18 protein-coding genes are annotated in these 22,749 nt (G+C 60.3%); 15 read left to right on the forward strand and 3 right to left on the reverse strand.

From position 1 onward, the window contains the following. The first annotated feature begins 10 nt into the window (after nt 1–10). From recO to acpS, 3 genes are read left to right on the forward strand one after another with little or no spacing between them, the layout of a single operon-like run. Nucleotides 11–724 carry a DNA repair protein RecO gene (recO, locus tag HG264_RS17575; protein ID WP_169408811.1) on the forward strand — a complete coding sequence of 238 codons (714 nt, stop codon included), beginning with the start codon at nt 11–13 and terminating at the stop codon, nt 722–724. Next, nucleotides 721–1,464 carry a pyridoxine 5'-phosphate synthase gene (gene pdxJ, locus HG264_RS17580; RefSeq protein WP_169408812.1) on the forward strand — a complete coding sequence of 248 codons (744 nt, stop codon included), beginning with the start codon at nt 721–723 and terminating at the stop codon, nt 1,462–1,464. Before recO ends, pdxJ begins: the two co-directional genes overlap by 4 nt. Next, on the forward strand, nt 1,461–1,841 hold the full coding sequence (gene acpS, locus HG264_RS17585) for a holo-ACP synthase (protein WP_169408813.1): 381 nt from the start codon (nt 1,461–1,463) through the stop codon (nt 1,839–1,841). Before pdxJ ends, acpS begins: the two co-directional genes overlap by 4 nt. A gap of 22 nt (nt 1,842–1,863) precedes the next feature. Here acpS and HG264_RS17590 read toward each other — a convergent pair whose 3' ends face one another. Further along, nucleotides 1,864–4,665, reverse strand: a complete 2,802-nt coding sequence (locus HG264_RS17590) for a response regulator (protein WP_169409197.1) — start codon at nt 4,663–4,665, stop codon at nt 1,864–1,866. Between the two features lie 96 nt (nt 4,666–4,761). Here HG264_RS17590 and cysM point away from each other — a divergent pair, with 96 nt between their 5' ends. The 4 genes from cysM to mazG are packed head-to-tail and all read left to right on the forward strand — an operon-like array spanning nt 4,762 to nt 10,091. After that, on the forward strand, nt 4,762–5,664 hold the full coding sequence (gene cysM, locus HG264_RS17595; protein ID WP_169408814.1) for a cysteine synthase CysM: 903 nt from the start codon (nt 4,762–4,764) through the stop codon (nt 5,662–5,664). Beyond that, nucleotides 5,661–7,040 carry a 23S rRNA (uracil(1939)-C(5))-methyltransferase RlmD gene (gene rlmD / locus HG264_RS17600; protein ID WP_169408815.1) on the forward strand — a complete coding sequence of 460 codons (1,380 nt, stop codon included), beginning with the start codon at nt 5,661–5,663 and terminating at the stop codon, nt 7,038–7,040. The genes cysM and rlmD overlap by 4 nt, the downstream gene beginning before the upstream one ends. Further along, complete coding sequence (gene relA, locus HG264_RS17605; protein ID WP_169408816.1) at nt 7,021–9,267, forward strand: GTP diphosphokinase; 2,247 nt, start codon at nt 7,021–7,023, stop codon at nt 9,265–9,267. Before rlmD ends, relA begins: the two co-directional genes overlap by 20 nt. After that, on the forward strand, nt 9,264–10,091 hold the full coding sequence (mazG, locus tag HG264_RS17610; protein WP_256663718.1) for a nucleoside triphosphate pyrophosphohydrolase: 828 nt from the start codon (nt 9,264–9,266) through the stop codon (nt 10,089–10,091). The genes relA and mazG overlap by 4 nt, the downstream gene beginning before the upstream one ends. A 40-nt stretch (nt 10,092–10,131) precedes the next feature. Here the strand turns inward: mazG and HG264_RS17615 are convergent, their stop codons facing one another. Beyond that, on the reverse strand, nt 10,132–10,476 hold the full coding sequence (locus tag HG264_RS17615; protein WP_169408817.1) for a pilin assembly protein: 345 nt from the start codon (nt 10,474–10,476) through the stop codon (nt 10,132–10,134). A 132-nt stretch (nt 10,477–10,608) separates the two neighbouring features. Between HG264_RS17615 and ppc the strand changes: the two genes are divergently transcribed. The 5 genes from ppc (at nt 10,609) to HG264_RS17640 (ending at nt 16,164) form a co-directional block, all read left to right on the forward strand. Then, nucleotides 10,609–13,248 (forward strand): phosphoenolpyruvate carboxylase, encoded by a 2,640-nt coding sequence (ppc, locus tag HG264_RS17620; RefSeq protein WP_169408818.1) that lies wholly within the window; start codon nt 10,609–10,611, stop codon nt 13,246–13,248. 206 nt (nt 13,249–13,454) lie between these two features. After that, nucleotides 13,455–14,102, forward strand: coding sequence for an adenylate kinase (gene adk, locus HG264_RS17625; protein ID WP_169408819.1), 648 nt, complete (start codon nt 13,455–13,457; stop codon nt 14,100–14,102). A 96-nt stretch (nt 14,103–14,198) separates the two neighbouring features. Next, nucleotides 14,199–14,876, forward strand: a complete 678-nt coding sequence (gene tsaB, locus HG264_RS17630; protein ID WP_169408820.1) for a tRNA (adenosine(37)-N6)-threonylcarbamoyltransferase complex dimerization subunit type 1 TsaB — start codon at nt 14,199–14,201, stop codon at nt 14,874–14,876. A 146-nt stretch (nt 14,877–15,022) separates the two neighbouring features. Beyond that, a complete protein-coding gene (locus tag HG264_RS17635) occupies nt 15,023–15,337 on the forward strand; it encodes a hypothetical protein (RefSeq protein WP_169408821.1) in 315 nt (104 codons plus the stop codon). Nucleotides 15,338–15,360: 23 nt separating this feature from the next. Then, a complete protein-coding gene (locus HG264_RS17640; RefSeq protein WP_169409199.1) occupies nt 15,361–16,164 on the forward strand; it encodes a class I SAM-dependent methyltransferase in 804 nt (267 codons plus the stop codon). Between the two features lie 74 nt (nt 16,165–16,238). On the opposite strand, the gene plsB is transcribed toward HG264_RS17640, so the two are convergent. Then, entirely contained in the window at nt 16,239–18,716 is a 2,478-nt protein-coding gene (plsB, locus tag HG264_RS17645) for a glycerol-3-phosphate 1-O-acyltransferase PlsB (protein ID WP_169408822.1), read from the reverse strand. A 503-nt stretch (nt 18,717–19,219) separates the two neighbouring features. Here plsB and HG264_RS17650 point away from each other — a divergent pair. From HG264_RS17650 to HG264_RS17660, 3 genes are read left to right on the forward strand one after another with little or no spacing between them, the layout of a single operon-like run. After that, complete coding sequence (locus tag HG264_RS17650; RefSeq protein WP_169408823.1) at nt 19,220–20,149, forward strand: ATP-binding cassette domain-containing protein; 930 nt, start codon at nt 19,220–19,222, stop codon at nt 20,147–20,149. After that, nucleotides 20,146–20,880, forward strand: coding sequence for an ABC transporter permease (locus HG264_RS17655; protein WP_169408824.1), 735 nt, complete (start codon nt 20,146–20,148; stop codon nt 20,878–20,880). The genes HG264_RS17650 and HG264_RS17655 overlap by 4 nt, the downstream gene beginning before the upstream one ends. Nucleotides 20,881–20,897: 17 nt before the next feature. Then, nucleotides 20,898–22,742, forward strand: coding sequence for a Gldg family protein (locus HG264_RS17660; RefSeq protein WP_169408825.1), 1,845 nt, complete (start codon nt 20,898–20,900; stop codon nt 22,740–22,742). Nucleotides 22,743–22,749 lie beyond the last annotated feature (7 nt).

Below are 22,749 nucleotides of genomic sequence, written 5' to 3' on the forward strand. Positions count from 1 at the left end.
AGCAGATCCTATGAGCCGTCCTCTCAGCCCTGCCTACGTCCTGCATAGTCGACCTTATCGCGACACAAGCGCGCTGGTGGATCTGTTTACGCTTCACCAGGGCCTGCAGCGGGCGGTCTGGCGAGGCGCCCGGGGACAGCGCAAGGCGCTGGTGCCCCAAGCTTTCATGCCGCTGATGGTCGCCACCACCGGACGGGGTGAGCTCAAGACGCTGACCCAGGCCGAAGCCGCCGGATCCTACGTTCTGCTTCAGGGCGATGCGCTGTTCAGCGGCATGTATCTCAACGAGTTACTGGTTCGCCTGGTCTATCCGGGTGATCCCCAACCCGTCCTTTTTGCGGCCTATCAACACGCTCTGGAACAGCTTGCCGGTAATGCGCCGGTTGAGCCGGTGCTGCGTCAGTTCGAATGGCAGTTACTCGATAGCCTCGGTTATGGCTTCAGCTTGACCCTGGATGCCAGGGGTCAGCCGGTCGTCGCAGATGCCCGCTACGTATGGCAAGCAGAGCAGGGGCTGGTCGTTCTGGAAGCGGTTAACGATGGCGGCGTGCCGGGTAGCGCCTTGCTGGCCATGGCCGCCAACGACTGGGCCGAGCCGCAGACACTGCGGGCGGCGAAGCAGCTGATGCGTCAGGCGCTGGCGCCGCACCTGGGTGAGCGCCCGCTGACGAGCCGTTCTCTTTTTACTCGCCATCCATTTATTGCCAAAGGAGACCCACAGTGACCCATCCCCAGCGCGTATTGCTTGGTGTGAATGTTGACCATATCGCCACGCTGCGTCAGGCCCGCGGTACGCGGTATCCGGATCCGGTTCAGGCAGCTATCGACGCCGAGCAGGCAGGTGCTGACGGCATCACTGTGCATCTGCGTGAAGATCGCCGCCACATTCAGGAGCGCGACGTTCGTCTGTTGGCCGAGGTTCTGCAGACCCGGATGAATCTGGAAATGGCAGTGACCGATGAGATGCTCGCTTTCGCCCGTGAAATCCGGCCTGCGCATGTATGTCTGGTGCCGGAGCGCCGTGAGGAGCTTACCACCGAAGGAGGGTTGGAGATTGCCGCAGATCAGGCGAGGATCCAGCGGGCGGTAGAACAGCTGGCAGCGCATGGTGCGGAGGTCTCGTTGTTCATCGATGCGGATCCGCGACAAATCGAAGCCGCACGGCGGGTGGGGGCACCGGTTATTGAGCTGCATACAGGGCATTATGCCGACACCGAGGGTGAGGAGCAGGCTGCTGCGCTGAAGCGTATCCGTGAAGGCGTCGCCTACGCGCGCAAGCTCGGCCTGGTGGTGAATGCCGGGCATGGGTTGCACTATCATAATGTCGAGCCGATTGCGGCCATTCCCGGCATCAACGAACTCAACATTGGCCATGCGATTATTGCCCGCGCCCTGTTTTGCGGACTGGCAACGGCGGTCAAAGACATGCGTGCATTGATCATGGATGCCTCTGTCGCCCGATGATTACCGGTATCGGAACGGACATCGTGCTGGTCAGCCGCATCGAGGCGGCGCTGGGCCGGCAAGGTGAACGGTTTGCGCGGCGCATCCTGACCGACGTGGAGCTCGAACGATTCAGGGCCCACTCGCAGCCAGCGCGCTATCTGGCCAAGCGCTACGCCGCCAAGGAAGCTATCCTCAAGGCCCTTGGCACCGGACTGGCCAAGGGGATGTCATGGCAGGACATGCAGATCGACAACGACGCTAACGGCGCGCCGCAGGTGCTCCTGAGCGGTGTCGCCGCGCAGTGGCTCGAGCAGCGTGGCGGCGGACGCATGCTGCTCTCGCTCAGTGATGAGCGTGAGCAGGCCCTCGCTTTCGCCATCTGGTCGGCGCAGTAAAGCGCACGGATCACCGTAGCAGCTACGAAACGTCGACTGAGCCGAGGGCGGCATATCGGATCTGCAATCGTCCGGCTGCCTCAAGCAATGCGTCGATTGCCTGTTGGCTGGGTTCCCCTCGCTTGATCAGGGTTTCTGCCCGGTTACAACATTCCCGTAGTTCCGGTACCCCGCAATAGCGGGTAGCTCCATGCAGTCGGTGTACGGCTTCCAGCAATGCCTGCTGGTCGTTGGTCAGGCTTGCGTCCTCAATCTGCCGGCATTCCTCTGGCAGGCCGGCCAACAGCATGCTGAGCATATCTTCGGCAAGGTCGGCTTTGCCGGCAGCTAACCGAAGCCCCTCGGCCTGGTCGAGTATTCGAGCGTCGCCGTCTTTTGCTTCGTCAGGTTCCGGTTCAGGCGCAGGGGGCGGGGGGCCATCCAGCGCGAGCAGCTCCACACCGGTCCATTTGCGGATGCAATGACGAAGCTGCTCAGGATCGATGGGCTTGCTGATGTAATCGTTCATTCCGCATTTCAGCAGCTGCTGGCGTTCGCCGGGTAACGCATGCGCAGTCAGCGCGATGATCGGGATGGCTGCACTGTGGGCGCGCGCTTCGCGTTTGCGCAACTCGATGGTGGTCTGTCGGCCATCCATACCGGGCATCTGCACGTCCATGAAAATCAGCCCGGCATCCTGCTGGTCCAGCGCCTCCAGTGCTTCCTCGCCACTAGTCGCCAGCAACACCTGTGCGCCCATATCGGTCAACAATGCTTCGACCAGCTTCAGGTTGGCAGGGTTGTCATCCACGCAAAGCACACGCAGGGCAGGCGAAGCCGAGCGAGGCGGTGGCTTCAACGCGGGTATGCTGGGGGCTGGCTTGAGCAGAAGCTGTGAGGCCGCACGGAACAGCTTTCGCGTACACAGCGGTTTGGAGAGTATCTGGCACTGCGCCCGGGGCAGCGAATCGAGTTCGGGATAATGCTCCGTGGTATCGGTGAACAGCAGCGTCTTGCACCAGCCTTGCTCGGCCCAGTAGCTGACCATGTCGAAGATGGCCTTGGCTGATGTGCTGCTGCTGGCAGTGCTCAGCAGAGCCAGCTCGACGCGTGTATTGCCTGCTTCGAGCGCGATATGCAGCTCCTCAGGACTATCGAACAGCCTTACCTGCAAGCCCATGTCTTCAAGGTTATGCATGATGGCCTGACGGCTGAGTAATTGTGGCTCGACCAGTGCCGCATGCATGCCCCTCAGGGGCTTGGATGGCAGATCGTCGAGCGCCTGGCTGGATTTGCCGAGGCGCAAGGTCAACCAGAATTCAGAGCCTTCGCCCTGCTGACTGTGGAGTCCGATCTCCCCCTGCATCTGCTCAACCAGCCGCTTGGAGATAACCAGCCCAAGGCCGGTGCCGCCGCTCTGGCGTGACAGTGAGTTATCCGCCTGGCTGAACGCCTGGAACAGGGATTTCTGCTGGGACGGCGACAAGCCGATCCCGGTATCGGTGACGCTGATTCGCAGCAGTGCGTAGGTGTCGTCTTCCTGCTCAAGCATCACGCGCACACTGACGGACCCGCGATGGGTAAACTTGATGGCGTTGCTCACCAGGTTGGCGAGGATCTGCTTGAGACGTAACGGGTCTCCACTAAGGCCCAGCGGCGTATCGCGATAAATGATGCTGACCAGTTCCAGTCCTTTCTGGTGCGCTGCCGGCGCGAGCATGGTCAGCGTGTCCTGAATCAGGTCACGCAGGTTGAAGGGCAGGTTGTCGAGCACCAGTTTGCCGGCCTCGATCTTCGAAAAATCCAGAATCTCGTTAATGATCGCCAGCAAATTGTCGGCCGATTTTTCGATAGTGGTGAGATATTCCTGTTGCCGGCCGCTGAGTTCGGTGCGTTGCAACAGATTGCTGAAGCCCAGGATACCGTTGAGCGGTGTGCGCAGCTCGTGGCTCATGTTGGCCAGGAATTCGGACTTGATACGGCTGGCCTCCTGCGCGGTCTTGCGCGCCAGGTCCAGCTCGATGTTCTGGATCTCGATGGTTTCGAGCGTCTGCCGTAAATCTTCGGTGGCCTGGTCAATGTTCTGCTGCAGTTCGCCCTGCGCGCTTTGCAGAGTCTGCGCCATGGTGTTGATGCCTTCGGCCAGCTCGTTCAGCTCCCGGCTGCCTTGCGGTGGCAGGCGAATATCCAGACGCCCCTCGCTGATGCGGCTGATGGCCTGGTTGATCTGACCAATCGGGCGGGTGATACGCCGGCCCATCAGGCCCACGACTGCACCAGTAACGACCAACCCCAGCACAATCAGCACCAAGGCGCTGAGCACGGTCTGATAGCGGCGGATAATGGTATTGCCATGGCTGAGTTCTACCTCTACCCAACCCAGCAGCGCGTCCGGTTCCACCGCAGGCGAAGTGCGCAACCCGGTGAGGTCGGGGCTGGCCAGCAACGGCAACTTGAATCGGCTGCTGGAGCTGCTTGCCTGGACTTGCAGGCCTGATCCAGCACCGAACTCGCTCTGATGAATACGATCCGGGGTGTGCATCTGCGGACCACTGTGCTCAAGACGCTGCATATCGGCATCGTAGAGGGTGACGGCACGGACATCGCGATGGTTCAGCGCTACCGACATCATCGGTCTGAGACGTTCTGGTTGGTTTTCAAGCAGCGCAGCTGCGGCCGGGCTTTGCAGATATTCGGTGGTCAGCAGCCCCCGTTCCAGCAGTTGCCGGTCCAGGTCCTGCACGTGCTGCCAGCTGAAATACACCCCCAGTGAGAGAGCTAGAATGCCAGCAGGAACCAGCGTCATCGCCAGTATCCGGGCCTTGATGCCAATCTCGTTCATTATGTGTATCCGTCTCTCCGATGCCGGTATCATATGCCGACTGACACAAAAGCACAGCCTTGCGCACGGCTTGACCGGGCGAGGCCGCAAGGGTGGATGATGAGCATCGAATTTCCGACCATTGCCGATTTTATCGGTAACACTCCGCTGGTAAGACTGCAGCGTATGCCAGGTGAGACCAGCAATACCATCCTGGTCAAGCTGGAAGGCAACAATCCTGCCGGTTCGGTCAAGGACCGGCCGGCGCTGTCGATGATCCTGCGTGCCGAGCAGCGCGGTGAAATCCAGCCAGGCGATACCCTGATCGAAGCCACATCCGGGAACACCGGGATTGCGCTGGCAATGGCTGCCGCGATCAAGGGTTATCGGATGATCCTGATCATGCCCGACAACATGAGCAGCGAGCGCAAGGCGTCCATGGCGGCTTACGGTGCCGAGCTGGTGCTTGTCTCGCAGCAGGAGGGTATGGAAGGGGCGCGCGATCTGGCCGTGCGGATGCAGAGCGAAGGCCGAGGCAAGGTGCTCGACCAGTTCGGCAATCAGGACAACCCGCAGGCGCATTACAGTACCACCGGGCCGGAGATCTGGCGCGACACCCAGGGCACTATCACGCATCTGGTCAGCTCGATGGGCACGACCGGCACCATCATGGGCTTATCGCGCTATTTCAAGGAGCAGAATCCGGCGGTGCAGATTGTTGGCCTGCAGCCTATGGAGGGTGCCGCCATTCCCGGCATCCGCCGCTGGCCTGAAGCCTATTTGCCAAGCATCTTCGATGCCTCGCAGGTTGATCGCGTGATCGACATGGGCCAGGACGAAGCCGAAATCACCATGCGTCGGCTGGCTCGCGAAGAGGGCATTTTCTGTGGCGTTTCTTCGGGTGGTGCGGTTGCTGCGGCGCTGCGTTTGTCGGCTGAAGTCGAAAACGCCGTTATCGTAGCCATCATCTGTGATCGGGGTGACCGCTACCTGTCCACCGGTGTGTTTGACGCACAATCATGAAGCGTTCCTACGGGCGGGCGCGGCGCACGACTGATGCGCCGGCTGCGATCGGGCAGCGCATAGAGGTGGTGCTCGATCGTCTCAGCCATGACGGGCGCGGTATCGGTCGATGGCAGGGCAGGACCACCTTCGTTGAAGGCGGCTTGCCAGGCGAACGAGTCACTGGCCGGGTTATCCGTGCGCGCAGCAAGCTTATCGAGGCGCGAATCGACAAACTGCTGGAATCCAGCCCCGAGCGCCAGGCGCCGCGGTGCCGGCACGCGGACATCTGTGGCGGCTGCACACTGCAGCATATAGCTCACCACACTCAGATAGAGCTGAAACAACAAGCTCTGGTCCAGCAATTGCAACATTTCGCAGGTATAACACCGGAACGCTGGATGCCGCCGCTACGGGGGCCGGCCTATGGGTATCGCCAACGCACCCGTTTGTCGGTGCGTTGGGATCAGCGCACAGGGCGACTGCAGACCGGTTACCGGCAAAGCGCCAGTAATGAGCTGGTGGAAATCAACGAGTGTCCGATCCTGATTCCGGCGCTTGAGGCGCTGGTAAAGGAGCTGCCGAACGCCTTGCAGCAGCTCAAGGCGTGTACTGGTTTGGGGCACGTTGAGCTGATTGGGGGCGAGGCGCCGGCAATGGTGGTGCGGCACATTCGGCCTCTGGATGAACAGGACGTGGCGCTTCTTGAACAACTGGCGAGCCGCCACAACATCGATCTGTGGCTCCAGGGTGAGACAGAGGCGATGCGCTTCAGTCGGCAGGAGGGTGCTCCATCGGAGCTGGCTTACCGGCTCGATGAGCAGGATTTGCGCTTCACGTTTGCACCTGGCGACTTTACTCAGGTCAATGCTGTGATGAATCAGCAGATGGTCAATCAGGCGATGGACTGGCTGGATGCCAAACCCGGACAGAAGGTACTGGATCTTTTTTGTGGAGTGGGTAACTTTTCGCTCCCGTTGGCGAAGCGGGGAGCTGAAGTGACAGGGGTGGAAGGCGACGCCAGGATGGTCGAGCGCGCCACGGTGAACGCGCAGAATAATCACCTCAATGCGGTGCACTTTTATCAGGCCGACTTGTCGAAGCCGTTCACAAACGAAACGCTGGATCAGCAATACCAGGCGGCTCTCCTGGATCCGCCGCGCGACGGGGCCGAAACACTGGTGGCCGCGTTGGCCGAGCGAGGTATCGGCAGGATTCTGTACGTATCCTGTAACCCTGCCACGCTGGCCCGCGACGCGGGTATTCTGGCAAGCAAGGGTTATCGGCTGGTTCAGGCGGGCGTCATGGATATGTTCCCGCAAACAGCCCATGTGGAAGCCATGGCACTGTTCGTGTCAGGCAAGGAAAAAAACCAAAATGGTACAAGTCAGAGCTGATTATCCAGTCAACCTTGATGGAAGTGTTGACCTTGATGCCTGGATGGCTCGGATAGAAAAGCGCGTCCCTCTGGCGCAACCCGACCGCCTGCGCGAATCATGCGAGTGGGCGAAAGAACTGGAACAGGCGGCCATTGCCGCTGAGCATATCTGGGGCAACGGCAACAGTAGCTACCAGACCGGCCTGGAAATGGCCGACATCCTCGCTGATCTCAAGCTGGATCAGGATTCATTGGTCGCGGCAGTCATTTACCGCGCTGTACGCGAGAACAAAACCGATCTGATCGAAGTCGAGCGCCGTCTCGGACCCAGCGTCGCTACCCTGGTAGATGGCGTGCAGCGTATGGCTGCAATCAGTGTCTCGCATAATCCGGGCAAGGCCAGCGCATTCGGCACTCAGTCGCAGGTGGAAAACCTGCGCAAGATGCTGATCACCATGGTCGATGATGTCCGCGTAGCGTTGATCAAACTGGCCGAGCGCACCTGCGCCATCCGGGCGGCCAAAGACAGCTCGGAAGAAAAGCGTTACCGCGTTGCCCGCGAGATATTCGATATCTACGCGCCGCTGGCTCACCGTCTGGGCATTGGTCACATCAAGTGGGAGCTCGAGGACCTGTCGTTCCGCTATCTCGAGCCGGTGCAGTACAAGCAGATCGCTAAATTGCTGGACGAACGCCGTCTCGATCGCCAGGAATACATCGATGGCGTGATGGCGCGGCTGCGCGCCGAACTGGATGAGGCGAATATCCACGGGGACATCACCGGTCGCGCCAAGCATATCTATTCGATCTGGCGGAAGATGAGCCGCAAGGGCATCGACTTCAGCCAGATATATGACGTGCGTGCGGTACGTATTCTGGTGCCCCAGGTGCGGGACTGTTATACCGCGCTGGGAATCGTGCACAGCCTGTGGCGGCATATCCCCAACGAGTTCGATGACTACATCGCCAATCCCAAGGAAAACGGTTACCGCTCGCTGCATACAGCGGTGGTCGGTCCCGAGGGGAAAGTGCTCGAGGTGCAGATACGCACCCACGCCATGCATGAAGAGGCTGAGCTGGGTGTCTGCGCGCACTGGCGTTACAAGGGTACTGATCTCAAACAGACCTCTGATGCCTATGAAGACAAGATCGCCTGGTTGCGTCAGGTGCTTGAATGGCATGAAGAAATGGGCGACATCGGCGGGCTCGCTGAACAGCTGCGCGTTGATTTTGAACCGGACCGCATCTACCTGTTCACCCCCGACGGGCACGTGCTGGATGTGCCCAAGGGTGCAACGCCACTGGATTTTGCCTACCGGGTACATACCGAAATAGGCCACAGCTGCCGCGGGGCCAAGGTCAACGGGCGTATCGTGCCGTTGAATTATGTGCTGCAAACCGGCGAGCAGGTGGAAATTATCACCGGCAAGCAAAGCAGTCCGAGCCGGGACTGGCTGAACTCCAATCTTGGCTACGTGAACACCTCCCGCGCCCGTGCAAAGATCCAGCACTGGTTCAAGCAGCAGGCCCGCGAGCAGAATGTGGTCGCCGGCAAGCTGATGCTCGAGCGCGAGCTGACCCGGCTTGCCCTCAACGGGGCAGACTATGCGCAGCTGATTGACCGCCTGGGTATCAACAGCCAGGAGGACCTGTTTGCCGCTGTGGGTTCCGGTGATGTGCGCCTTGCACACGTGGTCAATGTCGCCCAGCAGCTGGTCGAGCCGGATCGCAATTCCGATCAGCTGACGCTGGTTCCACGTCGTGCGAACCGCAATGGCCGGCGTGGGGATGTGTATATCCAGGGTGTCGGTAACCTGCTTACCCAGTTGGCCGGCTGCTGTCAGCCGGTGCCGGGTGATCCGATCATCGGTTACATCACGCTGGGCCGCGGGGTGACTGTGCATCGCGCGGATTGTGCGACAGCCATGCAATTGCAGGATCGTGTGTCGGAGCGTCTGATCGAGGTCAGCTGGGGTGGCAAGCCGGTGCAGACTTATCCGGTGGAGATCTATATCAAAGCCTATGATCGGGCCGGTCTGCTGCGTGATGTCTCGCAACTGTTGGCCAACGAGAAGATCAATGTGCTGGAAGTCAGTACCCGGACCAACAAGGAAGACAACTGCGCGGCCATGTTGCTGACTGTTGAAATCCCGAACCTCAGCCTGCTGGGCCGGCTGCTGGGGCGTATCAGTCAGCTGCCAAACGTGATCGAGGCCTGGCGCAACCGTCAGCAGAACCGGGCGTGAGCCGCACGCAACACACCCTTGATGACCTGCTGTACCTGATGCAGCGGCTGCGAGATCCCGCGCACGGCTGTCCGTGGGATCTCGAACAGTCGTTCGAGACCATCGTTCCGCATACCCTGGAAGAGGCTTACGAGGTCGCGGATGCGATTGCCCAGGGCGACTTTGATCAGCTGACCGGGGAGCTGGGCGATCTGTTGTTCCAGGTGGTGTATTACGCTCAGCTGGGACGGGAAGCCGGACACTTTGACTGGAACGCCGTCGTCGATGGCATCACCCGCAAACTGATACGTCGACATCCGCATGTGTTTCCCGACGGCAATCTGCACACGGCGCCCGGTACGCGCAGCCTGGATGCCGGTCAGATCAAGCACCGTTGGGAGGAAATCAAGGCTGAAGAACGCGCTGCCAAGGCGAGCGCGCCGCAGCAGCTTTCACTGCTGGATGATGTGCCACAGGCGTTGCCTGCGCTCAGCCGCGCGCAGAAGCTGCAAAAGCGCGCTAGCCGTGCCGGCTTTGACTGGTCCGAGACAGGGCCGGTCGTCGACAAGGTGCAGGAAGAACTCGATGAGATACGCCAGGCCGTTGCGGCGGGAGACCAGCAGGCTGTGGCGGAGGAAGTGGGCGACCTGTTGTTCTGTATGGTCAACCTGGCGCGCCACCTTCAGGTCGATGCCGAGACCGCATTGCGGGCCGGGAACAGCAAATTCGAACGGCGCTTCAGGTATATCGAAGCGCAGCTGGCTGCAACGGGCACGACCATTGAGCAAGCGACGCTTGATCAGTTGGATGGATTCTGGGACCAGGCCAAGCGTAACGGACTGTAGCGAATCGGCGTTTCGTCATGTCGGCGAAACGCCGCTCTGTCTAATGTTCGGTTTCCTGCTGTTGGGCGGACAGTTCCGCCAGATGCTTGCGGCTTAGCGTCAAAAACCTCGGTGTTGGGCCGGTATCGCCATACAATGGATCGCCCATCTCGTCTTCAGCGACCACTTCGTCTCCCGGCTCATAGGGTAACGAAGCCTCGAATTCCTCCAGTGCCGCCGAAAGCAGATCAGTGATCAGGTCTTCGATGCGGCGCTTTGGATACATCTCCTGCAGCGCAGCCAATCGGGCTGCATCTTCCAATGGCAGTTTCACCTGGTAGGTGTTCTGCGTAACGCGACCTTTGGCGGTGCGTTCCCATTCCTCGGTCAGTTCACGGATTTTCATGCTTCCCCCTTTCGAATAAGTATCGCTTGTGGCGATATTTTCAGCGTAGCCTAGATTGGTTCGTTTGGCTGGCGCTTGCTAGCGTGGGGTCATGAACCCATGCTGTAACAAGTGAATCGACAGGAGCTGGGTATGACCGAGATTGATGCGCGTCTGCGCGAGGAAGTACATGAGCTGGGCGAGTTGCTGGGACAGACTATCCAGGCACAGCTGGGTAAGGAATTCCTCCAGCGTATCGAGCGTATCCGGCTCGGTGCCAAGCAGGGTCGACAGGCTAACCAGGCCGAATATGACGCCCTGTTGAACGCCATGCACGACCTTCCGGATGATCAGCTGCTACCGGTGTGTCGTGCCTTCAACCAGTTTCTCAATCTGGCCAATATTGCCGAGCAGTATCATCGTATTCGCCGTCGCCGCGATGACGAGAGCCCTTTATTCGAGGACCGCTGTCTGACGGAGTTGCTGCAGCGCTTGCGCGGCTCAGGTATGAATGCTGACAAGCTGCGTGATCATGTGGCCGCGCTGGACATCGAGCTGGTCCTGACCGCGCACCCCACTGAAGTCGCGCGCCGCACGCTCATTCAGAAATACGATGCCATCGCCGCTGCGCTGGAGCGCGGCGATCATGATGACCTGTCGGCCGACGAAACCGCCCAGGTTCGTAGCGATCTGGCGCGCTTGATCAGCGAGGCCTGGCATACCGATGAAATTCGCCGCAACCGGCCCACGCCGGTGGACGAAGCCAAGTGGGGCTTTGCGGTTATCGAGAATTCATTGTGGCAGGCATTACCGCGATTTCTTCGCCAGCTCGACGAACAGTTGCAGGATGCCACTGGGCACCGTCTGGACAGACGTGCGGCGCCGGTACGCATCGCCTCATGGATGGGTGGAGACCGGGACGGTAACCCGAACGTCACCGCTGAGATCACTAATGAAGTACTGCTGTTGGGGCGTTGGATGGCTGCGGATCTCTATCTGCGCGATATCAGCGCCTTGAGTAACGAGCTGTCGATGCAGGGGGCCAGCGAGCAATTGATCGAGCGGGCAGGCGGTGCGGATGAACCCTACCGTGCAGTCATGAAGGACTTGCGGGAGCGATTGCTGGCGACGCGCCGCTGGGCTCAGGCCGCTCTGAAGGGAGAGCAGGCCGACTCCGCCGATGTCCTGCAGCATGTGGACGAGCTCCGTGAACCGCTCGAGCTGTGCTATCAGTCCCTGCTTGACCAGGGCATGGAGTTGATCGCCGACGGGCCTTTGCTCGATACGCTGCGCCGGGTCAACGCGTTTGGACTGGCACTGGTGCGCCTCGATATCCGTCAGGAAGCGGGTCGACACGCCGATGCGCTGACCGAATTGACCGAATATCTGGGTCTCGGCCGTTATGAGGAGTGGGACGAAGCCCAGCGCTGCGAATTCTTGCTGACCGAGTTGCACAACCGGCGTCCGTTGCTGCCGCCTCAATGGCAGCCTTCAGCGGAGGTGGCCGAGGTGTTGGCCACCTGTCGGGTGGTGGCCGCTCAGTCTTCTGACCTGTTCGCGTCGTACGTGATCTCGATGGCGTCCTGCGCCTCGGATGTGCTGGCGGTCAAGTTGTTGCTGAAATGTGCCGGCGTTTCCTGGCCCATGCGGGTCGTGCCGTTGTTCGAGACGCTGGATGATCTTGACAACGCTGCGCCAGCGATACGGCAGCTGCTGGAGCTGGACGGTTACCGCAGTCTTATCGGTGACGAGCAGGAGGTGATGATCGGGTACTCCGATTCGGCCAAGGATGCCGGCGCGCTTGCCGCGGGTTGGGCGCAATACCGCGCCCAGGAAGCCCTGGTTGAGGTATGCCGTGAGCTGGGCGTGCGTTTGCGCCTGTTCCATGGTCGCGGGGGGACGGTCGGACGCGGCGGTGCGCCGGCCCATATGGCGATCCTTTCGCAGCCGCCCGGTTCGGTAAACGGTCAGCTGCGGGTGACCGAGCAGGGCGAGATGATCCGCTTCAAGTTTGGTCTGCCAGGCATCGCGGTGCAGAGTCTGAATCTGTATTCCAGCGCTGTGCTGGAAGCGACACTGCTGCCGCCCCCAGCGCCGCAACCGCAGTGGCGGGAGAAAATGCAGCGTCTGGCTGATCGATCCGTGGCTATCTACCGGGGCGTGGTGCGCGACGAGCCGCAGTTCGTTGAATACTTCCGTCAGGCAACGCCGGAACAGGAGCTGGGGCGTTTGCCGCTGGGCAGTCGACCTGCCAAGCGGCGCACCCAGGGTGGCATCGAAACGCTAAGGGCGATCCCGTGGATATTCGCCTGGTCGCAGACCCGTCTGATGTTGCCGGCATGGCTGGGTGCGGGCCAGGCGCTGGCCGAATCGATAGAGCAGGGCGAAGAACCTTTACTGCGCGACATGATGTCACAGTGGCCCTTCTTCCGGGCGCGGGTCGAAATGCTGGAAATGGTGCTGTCCAAAGCGGACGGTAATATTGCGCGCTTTTACGAACAGCGGCTGGCGGAACCTGATTTGTGGCGGCTGGGCGAAATCCTGCGAACCGCGTTGCAACGGGCCACCGACACCGTATTGCGATTGCGCGACGCTGACCAGCTTCTGGCACATGATCCCGTTCTGGCTGAGTCGGTGGCGGTACGTAACCCCTATATCGATCCACTGCATCTGTTACAGGCAGAGTTGCTGGCGCGTACCCGCACTCAGGCAGGCGAACATGATGAGGATCTCGAACGGGCGCTGCTGGTGACCGTCGCGGGGATCGCTGCGGGTTTGCGCAATACCGGATGAGGCCGCGGCGGGTGTCGCTTTGGTCTGATAACCGGGACTATCGTCTGGCTTGTGCGTGCTGATTTGTAAGTGTATGTTGAACGCCCTTTTCGCACTGCATCTGCCGTGCGCGAATCTTGCGCGCCAGCCCCGGCTGGTGTTTGCCAGCCTCCGGTCATGCACCCCAGGCGGCCCCCCGGTTATCAGTTAGAACGAGGAGTTCAGCAATGCGTGTAATCCTATTGGGCGCTCCAGGCGCGGGCAAGGGCACTCAAGCCCAGTTCATCTGCAAGCGTTTCGGCATCCCCCAGATCTCCACAGGCGACATGTTACGGGCCGCGGTTAAGGCCGGCAGTGAAATGGGTGTGTTGGTCAAGGAAGTCATGGACAGCGGTGGACTGGTCTCGGATGACCTGATTATTGGTCTGATCAAAGAGCGTATTACTCAGGACGACTGCACCAACGGCTTCCTGTTCGACGGCTTCCCTCGCACCATTCCGCAAGCCGAGGCGCTGGTCGATGCGGGTATCACCATCGATCACGTGCTTGAAATCGCTGTCGAGGACGAGGAAATCGTTCAGCGTCTGTCGGGCCGTCGGGTTCACGCCGGTTCGGGCCGTATCTATCACATCGAGCACAACCCGCCGAAGACTGTCGGCGTGGACGATCTGACCGGTGAAGAACTGATTCAGCGTGATGACGACAAGGAAGAAACCATCCGCAAGCGTCTGGAGATCTATCACACTCAGACCCAGCCGCTGGTCGAGTTCTATCGCCAGCTGAGCGAAGCCCAGGGCACGCCGAAGTGCTCGCGGGTTGAAGGTGTCGGTACTGTGGACGATATTACCTCTAAAGTGCTCAACGCTCTGACCTGAGCATCGCCGTGTACAAAAGGCCCGTGTGACAACAGTCGCACGGGCCTTTTCGTTTGGGTACAATTTCGCCCCCTCCGATCGGACGACACAACACGCATGGCCACTTTGCTAGCCCTGGACACTGCCACCGAAGCCTGTTCCGCCGCGCTGCTGCACGACGGTAAGGTCTATGCTCGCCACGAGGTGATACCGCGGCAGCATGCCAAGCGACTGTTGCCAATGATTGACGAGCTGCTGCAGGAAAGCGGCGTGACTCTGACGCGACTCGATGCGCTGGTATTTGGCCGGGGGCCCGGTGCCTTTACCGGGGTGCGCATCGCGACCGGCATGGTTCAGGGACTCGCCTTTGCGGCAGACAAACCGGTTATCGATATATCCAATCTGGCAGCGCTGGCTCAGCGTGCCTGGCGTGAGCACGGCGCCGAGCAGGTTTGTGCGGCAATCGATGCACGCATGGATGAGGTGTACTGGGGGGGCTACCAGCTGAGGGATGGCGTCATGCAGCTGGTCGGTAGCGAAGTGGTGTGCGCGCCCGAGACGGTGAACCTGCCTGAGGGTATGAGCAAGCCGGTCGGTGCCGGTACCGGTTGGCAGTACGCAGACAGACTGGCAGTCGGAGTCGAGCACGCATGGCCTGAACTATTACCTGATGCGCGCGATCTCCTCAGCCTGGCCCTGCCACGCTGGCAATCGCGCGATGTGCTGGATACGGCTGATGCGCAGCCTGTCTATCTGCGCGACCAGGTCGCCACGCCGAAACAGTCGCCCAGGTAAAGCAACCCGGTAAACCCGCTTCGTATTTGTGGCAGAATGCCGCGAACGAGGATATTTGCTGTTGATCTGCTGTCACAAGTTGGCCACCCTCCTTGATCCCGGGCTCGTCCAGAGGACGCCAGCCTTTTCATTTACCCGGAGTTTCTATGCGTCTGGATGGTTATAACCCGTTCAATACGTTACCAAACCGCGGCATACGGCCAGTCTCGCCGGCTCCGGGTAACGAAGTGGTGCGTGTGGACCAGTCCGCTTCGTCGGCCAGGATCGATCTCACACGCACTACCGATGCCCGGCATGTCAGCGCATCGACCGCGGTAGCGGAATATATTCCGGCGCGTCGAGACAATGCCGAGCCCGTGCACGGCCGTGCCGGTCAGGCGTTGGCCAGTTACAGCGCCATGGCCAACATGCCGGTACACGATGAGGTCGAAGGCGTTTTCGGCATCGACCTGTACGCTTGATGGATTCCTCCGTTTTCCCGCCCATGTCTGCTGCTACCCCGACCGCTCCGACTGTGTCTCTGGGTGTCGCATGGCTCGCGCCCGAATTCGAAGCGCGCGCCGCCGAGCTTGCCTCACGTCTCGGCTATGCCTGTATTGCAAGCGACGATCCGCGTCCGGATATGGTGTTGCAGGTGGGCGCCGATGGCTTGAGTCTGCGCTTGAACGGTCCGGACGCACCCGGACCGGTCCGCGTTGATTTCGTTGAAGGCGCGCTGGCGCATCGTCGACTATTCGGCGGCGGCGCGGGGCAGATGGTGGCACGGGCAGTTGGCGTCAAGGGATCGATTCGGCCAAGTCTGCTGGATGCCACCGCAGGTCTTGGGCGCGATGCCTTCGTGCTGGCCGCGCTCGGCTGCGATGTCATCATGCTGGAGCGCCAGCCGGTGATAGCGGCGCTGCTGGCTGATGGTCTGGAGCGGGCGCAGCAAAGCGGCGGCAAGGTCGCGGAAATCGCCAGTCGCATGCGTCTGATTCAGGCTGATGCCATCCAGGCCATGCGGGACTGGGAAGGGCCCGTCCCTCAGGTCATACATCTGGATCCGATGTTTCCCCACCGTGACAAGTCGGCGCTGGTAAAGAAGGAGATGCGTCTGTTCAGGCCGTTGGCAGGCGATGATACGGACGCGCCGGCGCTACTCGAAGCGGCGCTGCAGCTGGCCAGCCACCGTGTCGCGGTAAAGCGCGCGCGCAAGGCTCCGGCGATTGAGGGCCAGGCACCGAGTGCGCAGCTGACCGGTCAGTCCAGCCGCTACGATATTTACGGCAAGCGGAGGTTGGAAGGCTAAGGTAGCGTGCTTCTCCGACAGGGTTTACCTTACCCGACTTCCGCTCTTCAGATTCCTCCGTGGCTTCTCAATTTTCATTCTTCGGTCGCTTTAGGCGTTCGCGCGACCTGCTTGATCGATAGCCTGATCTCGGCACTCAACACACGTTTAGCGGCATTCTCGGCGATGTCTTCCAGTTCCGGTTGGTAGTGCAGCTGCCCGTCCGGGTCCACTTGCAATACCTCCGTTTCGACCAGGCGCTGAATAAACTGGCGGAACAGCGTCTTGTCGAAGGATTCGGGCGCATTCAGCCCGTGCAGTATCGAAAGTCGCTGGGCCATGACTGTACAGAGCGCTTCGAGTGATTCTGCACTCAGGCTACCGTTCGGGTTGTTCAGCAAAAGGGCCGCGGCCATGTAGAACCGCTCAAGCATTTGCAGGATGCTGCGGGCCAGCAGGCTGAGCAGGACGAACTCGGCGGAACTCGGGTCCGGTCGGTGAATTTGCTGGTTTTCCTCGCGCAGCAGGTTCTGGTCTATCAGGCCGTCGATCCAGTCATTAATGACGTCCGGTAACTGATCTTCGCGCCAATGCATGAAGAGTTCGCCCTGCAGGAAGGGATATAGTGCCACGACCAGGCGCTGGATCTGTTCACGGGTCATTCTCGAGTTGTTCAGGAACAGGCAGGCAATCAGCGCGGGTAACGCCACCAGATGCAGCACGTTGTTGCGGTAATAGGTCATCAGTACCGCTTGCGGTTCATCCAGATACAGGATCTCGCCCAGCGCATCGGACTGTCTGCCGATCAGTTCCATCGCTTCGACGTAGCGAATGATCTCCTGCCCGCCCATATCAGGCAGCGTAATGCTGCGGCTATAGGGCACCCGGCTCAGCAGCGCCAGATAGGCGTCCAGCAGGCGCTCCAATCCCCGTTCATCCAGTGCCAGCCGGGGGGTGGAGAGCATGATCAGGGAAACCAGGTTGACCGGGTTAACGTCAGCGGCGGCGTTGATCGAGGATGCCAGGGTGCGGGCGAGCTGGTTGGTGGTTTCCGCTAGCCAGGCCGGCTTGAAATCACTGCCATGATCCATCTTGCGCCAGCCCGGCTGCTGCTCATCGAGGAAAGCAGAGAGGGAAACCGGTTCACCAAAGTTCACCGCTACCTGACCGAAACGCTGTTTCAATGCAGACAGCACACGGAAGATATCGAAAAAGGATTCCTTCTTTTTCTCCTGCCCGCGCAGCTCGCCCAGATAGGTGCGCCCTTCGAGCACCCGTTCATAACCGATATATACCGGCACAAAGACGATGGGTCGGCGCGATGAGCGCAGGAAGCTGCGCAGGGTAAGGGCGAGCATACCGGTCTTGGGATTCAGGGTGCGTCCGGTACGGGATCGACCGCCCTCGATGAAATACTCGACCGGGAAACCGCGGCTGAACAGCATGTGTAAGTATTCGTTGAACACGGCGGTGTACAACGCATTGCCGCGGAAGGTACGGCGCATGAAAAACGCACCGCCACGCCGGAGAATGCCGCCGATGACCGGCATGTTGAGGTTGATGCCGGCAGCAATATGCGGCGGGGTCAGGCTGTGTTGCAATAATGTGTAAGACAACAAAAGGTAATCGATATGGCTGCGGTGGCACGGTACGTAGACGATCTCGTTGCCGCGCGCGATTTCCTGAACCCGCTCGATATGATTTACCCGTACGCCCTCATATAGCTTGTTCCAGAACCAGGACAGCACCACCTCCATGAAGCGGATGATGGTGTAGGTGAAATCCGAGGCGATTTCGTTGGCGTAACGGGCCGCGTCACGCTTGACCTTGGTATGGTCTTCTCCGCTTTCAAACGCTTCGCGCTCAATGGCCTGGCGCACCGTTGGCGCCCGCAACAGGCCCTTGAGTAACGAGCGCCGGTGGGAAAGGTCGGGTCCGACCACGGCGCCGCGTTGCTGGCGGAAATGTACGCGTAGCAAACGGTTGATACGCCGCACGCTGCGTTCACGGCCAATCTGTTGATCAGCCAGTTCGCGTAAGGAGATAGCCGCGCCGAAGCGAACCCTGATCTTGCGTCCGTGCAGCACAATGGCGAGCAACTTGCGCAAGCGTCCGCTCACCGTCCAGTTATAGGCAAACAGCAGCTTGATCGGCGAGGACTCGACGTCAGGGGACTGGCCCCAGAACACGCTGACCGGCACCAGCTGCACTTCCAGCTGGGGGTTGTTATCCACCGATGACAGTACCCGCTGCAGGCGGGGGGACTGGCGGCGCGGATCGGGCCGTGCTGTCCAGGCATGCTCATGGCTGAGAAATACGTGCGCCTCTTCGTCATCCAGCGTCTCGATGTTGCGAACCGGACGCGGCAGGCCGGCGCGGTCGCACTCATGATCCAGCACCAGCAAATCAGAGAGGGAACGGTAGGGCAGTACATAGACGACAGGCAGCTGCGGGTCGAGCTGTTCGTTGAAGCCCGCATCACCGATGCTTGTGGAACGGGACCACATATAGAGCAGCCGGCGAAGCAGACCAAAACGCAGGCGGCCGAAAAAAGAGGAATAAACAGCTGACATAGTGCTCCCTGCGAGTCTGGTGGCGGCTTTCATTCGCTGCATGCTGTGGCAGGAGTGAAAACGACGAATTATAGGGTCTGTTGCCATTTCAGCGCGAGCCGCGTCGTTGGGGCAAATGGCGCCAGGCCGGACGTCGTGGCGCAAGGCAGCGCCCGCTCCCGGCGGGCTTGCTGCATTCACCACATCCATGTGGATCGCGCGACACCCAGGGCGGCAAACAGACCTTAACGTTTTTCCTTGCGTGTGACAGTGTGCATTGCTCCGTTTCCAGGCAAGCCTTGAAATCGAAGATTGATAGCCGCATATTCACGTCGTGCTCGGTTACGTCCATGCCGGGCCGCAGAGTCTGCAGGATGCGGCTCAGCGTGTTGTTCTCTGTGTTACCACGTTCGCGTCCCCGTTTTCGTCTATCACCCTGCGGTTCGGCAATCCATGTATCCTTGCGCTTTGCGATAGCCGCGTGCCTGCGGCATGCCAATCTCGGGGGAGATGGAACAGAGGCCATGATAAAGATAAACAGCCTGACCAAACGATTCGGCGACCATGTCGCCGTGGACAATTTGTCCTTTGAAGTACAACCGGGGGAAGTACTCGGATTTCTCGGGCCGAACGGCGCCGGCAAATCCACCACCATGAAGATGCTCACCGGGTTCCTCACGCCGGACGGTGGTTCAGCCTCGGTCTGCGGATTCGATATCCAGACGCAGATTCTGCAGGCGCAGCAGCACATGGGCTATTTGCCCGAGGGTGCGCCCTGTTACGGCGACATGCGGGTCAAGCGCTTCCTCGAATTCATTGCCGAGGTGCGTGGATTCTCGGGTGCCGAAAAGCACAAGCGGGTGGCGACGGCCGCCGAGCAGCTGGAGCTCAATGGGGTGCTCAGTCAGAGCATCGAGACGCTGTCCAAGGGCTTCAAGCGCCGCGTAGGCCTGGCCCAGGCCATTCTGCACGATCCCCAGGTGCTGATTCTCGACGAGCCTACCGACGGGCTTGATCCGAACCAGAAACATCAGGTGCGCAACCTGATCCAGCAACTGGCCAGTGGCAGCAACAAGATCGTGGTGATCTCCACACATATTCTCGAGGAAGTCAGCGCCGTGTGTTCGCGCGCTGTGGTCATCGGCCGTGGCCGCCTGTTGGCGGACGGTACGCCGGACGAGCTGGAAGCCCGCTCTCGCTATCATCAGGCGGTCACGGTCGATCTCGAGCGTCCGGTTGATAGCGATGCATTGCTTGCGTTGCCCGGTGTACTTGATGTTGAACGCCAGCGCGACGGCCAGCTGCTGACCGTGGTGGCCAAACCGGGTGAGGTGGTGTTTCCGGCAGTGGGCCAGTATGCCCGCGAGCACAATTGGCCGGTCAAGGAATTGTCAGTCGAGCGGGGACGCCTGGATGAAGTGTTCCGTCGCCTGACAGCAGGGGAGGCTGCATGAAAAATCTGGGTGTGATCTTCAAGCGCGAGCTGGGCAGCTACTTCGCTACGCCGCTTGCGTTCATCTTTATTGTTATTTTTCTGGTGCTGGCGGCCGTATTCACCTTTTATCTGGGCGGCTTCTACGAAAGCGGCCAGGCCGACCTGAACGCCTTCTTCAACTTTCATCCCTGGTTGTACCTGTTTCTGGTACCGGCAGTGGCCATGCGTCTGTGGGCCGAGGAGCGCAAGTCCGGCACCATCGAATTGCTGATGACCTTGCCGGTCTCGCGTACTGACATGGTGCTCGGTAAGTTTCTGGCAGCCTGGGTATTTATCGGCATCGCCTTGCTGCTGACCTTTCCCATCGTGATTACCGTGAATTACCTGGGCAATCCGGACAACGGCGCGATCATTACCGGGTATATCGGTAGCTGGCTGTTGGCCGGCGGGTATCTGGCGATTGGTTCGTGCATGTCGGCGCTGACCAAGAATCAGGTGATCGCCTTCATCGTCAGCGTCGTCGCCTGCTTCATCTTCATCGTCAGCGGTCTGCCGCTGGTTCTGGATCTGTTCAGCGGTTGGGCTCCCCAATGGCTGGTCGATGCCATCGCCTCGCTCAGTTTCCTGATTCGCTTCGACGCCATCAGCAAGGGTGTCCTGGATCTGCGCGACCTGTTGTATTTCATATCGCTCATGGCCGCTTGGTTATGCGCCACAGCGATTGTCATCGACCTTAAAAAGGCCGATTGAGGCGAGGAGACGGAACAATGAAACGTTTAATGTATTCAGGTGCCGGCCTGCTGGTGCTCCTGCTGGCCTTCATCGCATTCAACATGGCGTCCAGCGTACTGCTGCCAGGCGCCCGGCTGGATCTCACCGATCAGAAGCTCTTTACCATCTCTGATGGTACCCGCCAGATCCTTGAAGACCTGGAAGAGCCGATTACGCTCAATTTCTTTTTCTCGGACCGCGCCAGCCAGGACATGGTGATGCTGCGCAACTACGCGCGCCGCGTCGAGGAGATGCTCAAGGAATACGAGCGTGTGGCCGATGGCAAGCTGGACCTGCGGATCATCGACCCGCAGCCGTTCTCGGAGGCCGAGGACCGCGCCGCCGAGTTCGGATTGCAGGCCGTTCCGCTGTCGCAGTCGGGTGATCAACTGTATTTCGGGCTGGCCGGCACCAACTCGCTGGCCCAGCGCGAAGTGATCCCGTTCTTTGCCATGGAGCAGGAGGGCTTGCTGGAGTATGAATTGAGCCGCCTGATCAACAGTCTGGCCCAGCCTGACAAATCGGAAATCGGCGTTATTTCCGGGCTGCCGATGTCCGGTGGCATGAATCCCATGACTGGCCAGGCCAGTCCGCCGTGGATGGCCTTCGAGCAGGTGCGGCAGATGTTCGAGCTGCGCGAGCTGGAGCATGATATCGACGAGATTCCGCAGGATCTCGAAGTGCTTTGGTTGGTGCATCCCAAGGCATTGAGCGAGTCGGCGCTATATGCCATCGATCAATTCGTCCTCCGTGGCGGCCGCTTGCTGGCTTTCATCGACCCGCTCGCCGAGGCAGACCAGAGCCAGGAGGCGATGCTTGACGTCATGGCCGACGGCAAGGCGTCGGACCTGGGGCCGCTGCTGGAGCGCTGGGGTGTGCGTTACGATCCGGGCATGGTCGTAGTCGACGCACGCCTCGGCATGTCGGTTGGCCGTGGACAGGGTCAGCTGCCTGCGCGGCATATCGGGTGGCTCGAGCTGGAGCCGGCGCAGCTGAATACGGATGACACCGTTACCGCGCCCCTGAGTTTGCTGACAGTGGGCACCGGTGGTGCGCTGATTCCGCAAGCAAACAGCGAAACGGAGTTCACGCCGCTGTTCTCCAGTACCGCCAACAGCGCACTGGTGTCCAGCGAGCGCTTCACCGCGATGCGTGATCCTGAGGTATTGCTTGACGGCTTCAAGGCAGACGAGCAGACCTATCACTTCGCTGCGCGACTGCAGGGTCCGGCCAAGACGGCATATCCCGATGGCCTTGCCGAGCGCGAGCCAGGCCTGACCGAAGCGGACAATATCAACGTCATGGTGGTTGCCGATACCGATATGCTGAGCGATCGCATGTGGGTACAGGTGCAGGATTTCTTCGGGCAGCGCGTACCTCAGCCCTGGGCGGACAACGGTGGGTTGTTGTTCAACGCGCTGGATAACCTGTCCGGTTCCGAAGCGCTGATCAGCGTGCGGTCACGTGGCGACTTCAGCCGGCCATTCACCGTGGTGGAAGCGCTTCAGCGCAACGCGGAGCAGCGCTTCCGTGCCAGCGAACAGCGATTGCAGCAACAGCTGGCGGAAACCGAGCAGCGCCTGGCGCAGATGCAGCAGAGCCAGGATCCGACACAGCTGAGCGAACTCTCCGCTGAACAGGAGCAGGAAATTCAGCGGTATCTGGATCAGAAGCTGGAAATCCGCAAGCAACTGCGTGATGTCCGCTTCCAGCTGAACAAGGATATCGAGCAGCTCGGCACTCAGCTTAAGGTGATCAATATTGCGCTGGTGCCGGCATTACTCACGTTGGGCGTGCTGTTGTGGTTGTTGGTTGGCCGCCTGCGCCGGCGGTCTGCCTGAGGAGATT

Source organism: Pseudomonas sp. gcc21, assembly GCF_012844345.1.
Classification (GTDB): domain Bacteria; phylum Pseudomonadota; class Gammaproteobacteria; order Pseudomonadales; family Pseudomonadaceae; genus Halopseudomonas.

Bases quoted from the DNA above. Each gene is read 5' to 3' on its own strand.
- recO (WP_169408811.1), top strand. From the start codon at position 11: ATGAGCCGTCCTCTCAGCCCTGCCTACGTCCTGCATAGTCGACCTTAT.
- acpS (WP_169408813.1), top strand. From the start codon at position 1,461: ATGATTACCGGTATCGGAACGGACATCGTGCTGGTCAGCCGCATCGAG.
- cysM (WP_169408814.1), top strand. From the start codon at position 4,762: ATGAGCATCGAATTTCCGACCATTGCCGATTTTATCGGTAACACTCCG.
- rlmD (WP_169408815.1), top strand. From the start codon at position 5,661: ATGAAGCGTTCCTACGGGCGGGCGCGGCGCACGACTGATGCGCCGGCT.
- relA (WP_169408816.1), top strand. From the start codon at position 7,021: ATGGTACAAGTCAGAGCTGATTATCCAGTCAACCTTGATGGAAGTGTT.
- HG264_RS17615 (WP_169408817.1), bottom strand. From the start codon at position 10,476: ATGAAAATCCGTGAACTGACCGAGGAATGGGAACGCACCGCCAAAGGT.
- ppc (WP_169408818.1), top strand. From the start codon at position 10,609: ATGACCGAGATTGATGCGCGTCTGCGCGAGGAAGTACATGAGCTGGGC.
- adk (WP_169408819.1), top strand. From the start codon at position 13,455: ATGCGTGTAATCCTATTGGGCGCTCCAGGCGCGGGCAAGGGCACTCAA.
- tsaB (WP_169408820.1), top strand. From the start codon at position 14,199: ATGGCCACTTTGCTAGCCCTGGACACTGCCACCGAAGCCTGTTCCGCC.
- HG264_RS17635 (WP_169408821.1), top strand. From the start codon at position 15,023: ATGCGTCTGGATGGTTATAACCCGTTCAATACGTTACCAAACCGCGGC.
- HG264_RS17640 (WP_169409199.1), top strand. From the start codon at position 15,361: ATGTCTGCTGCTACCCCGACCGCTCCGACTGTGTCTCTGGGTGTCGCA.
- plsB (WP_169408822.1), bottom strand. From the start codon at position 18,716: ATGTCAGCTGTTTATTCCTCTTTTTTCGGCCGCCTGCGTTTTGGTCTG.
- HG264_RS17650 (WP_169408823.1), top strand. From the start codon at position 19,220: ATGATAAAGATAAACAGCCTGACCAAACGATTCGGCGACCATGTCGCC.
- HG264_RS17655 (WP_169408824.1), top strand. From the start codon at position 20,146: ATGAAAAATCTGGGTGTGATCTTCAAGCGCGAGCTGGGCAGCTACTTC.
- HG264_RS17660 (WP_169408825.1), top strand. From the start codon at position 20,898: ATGAAACGTTTAATGTATTCAGGTGCCGGCCTGCTGGTGCTCCTGCTG.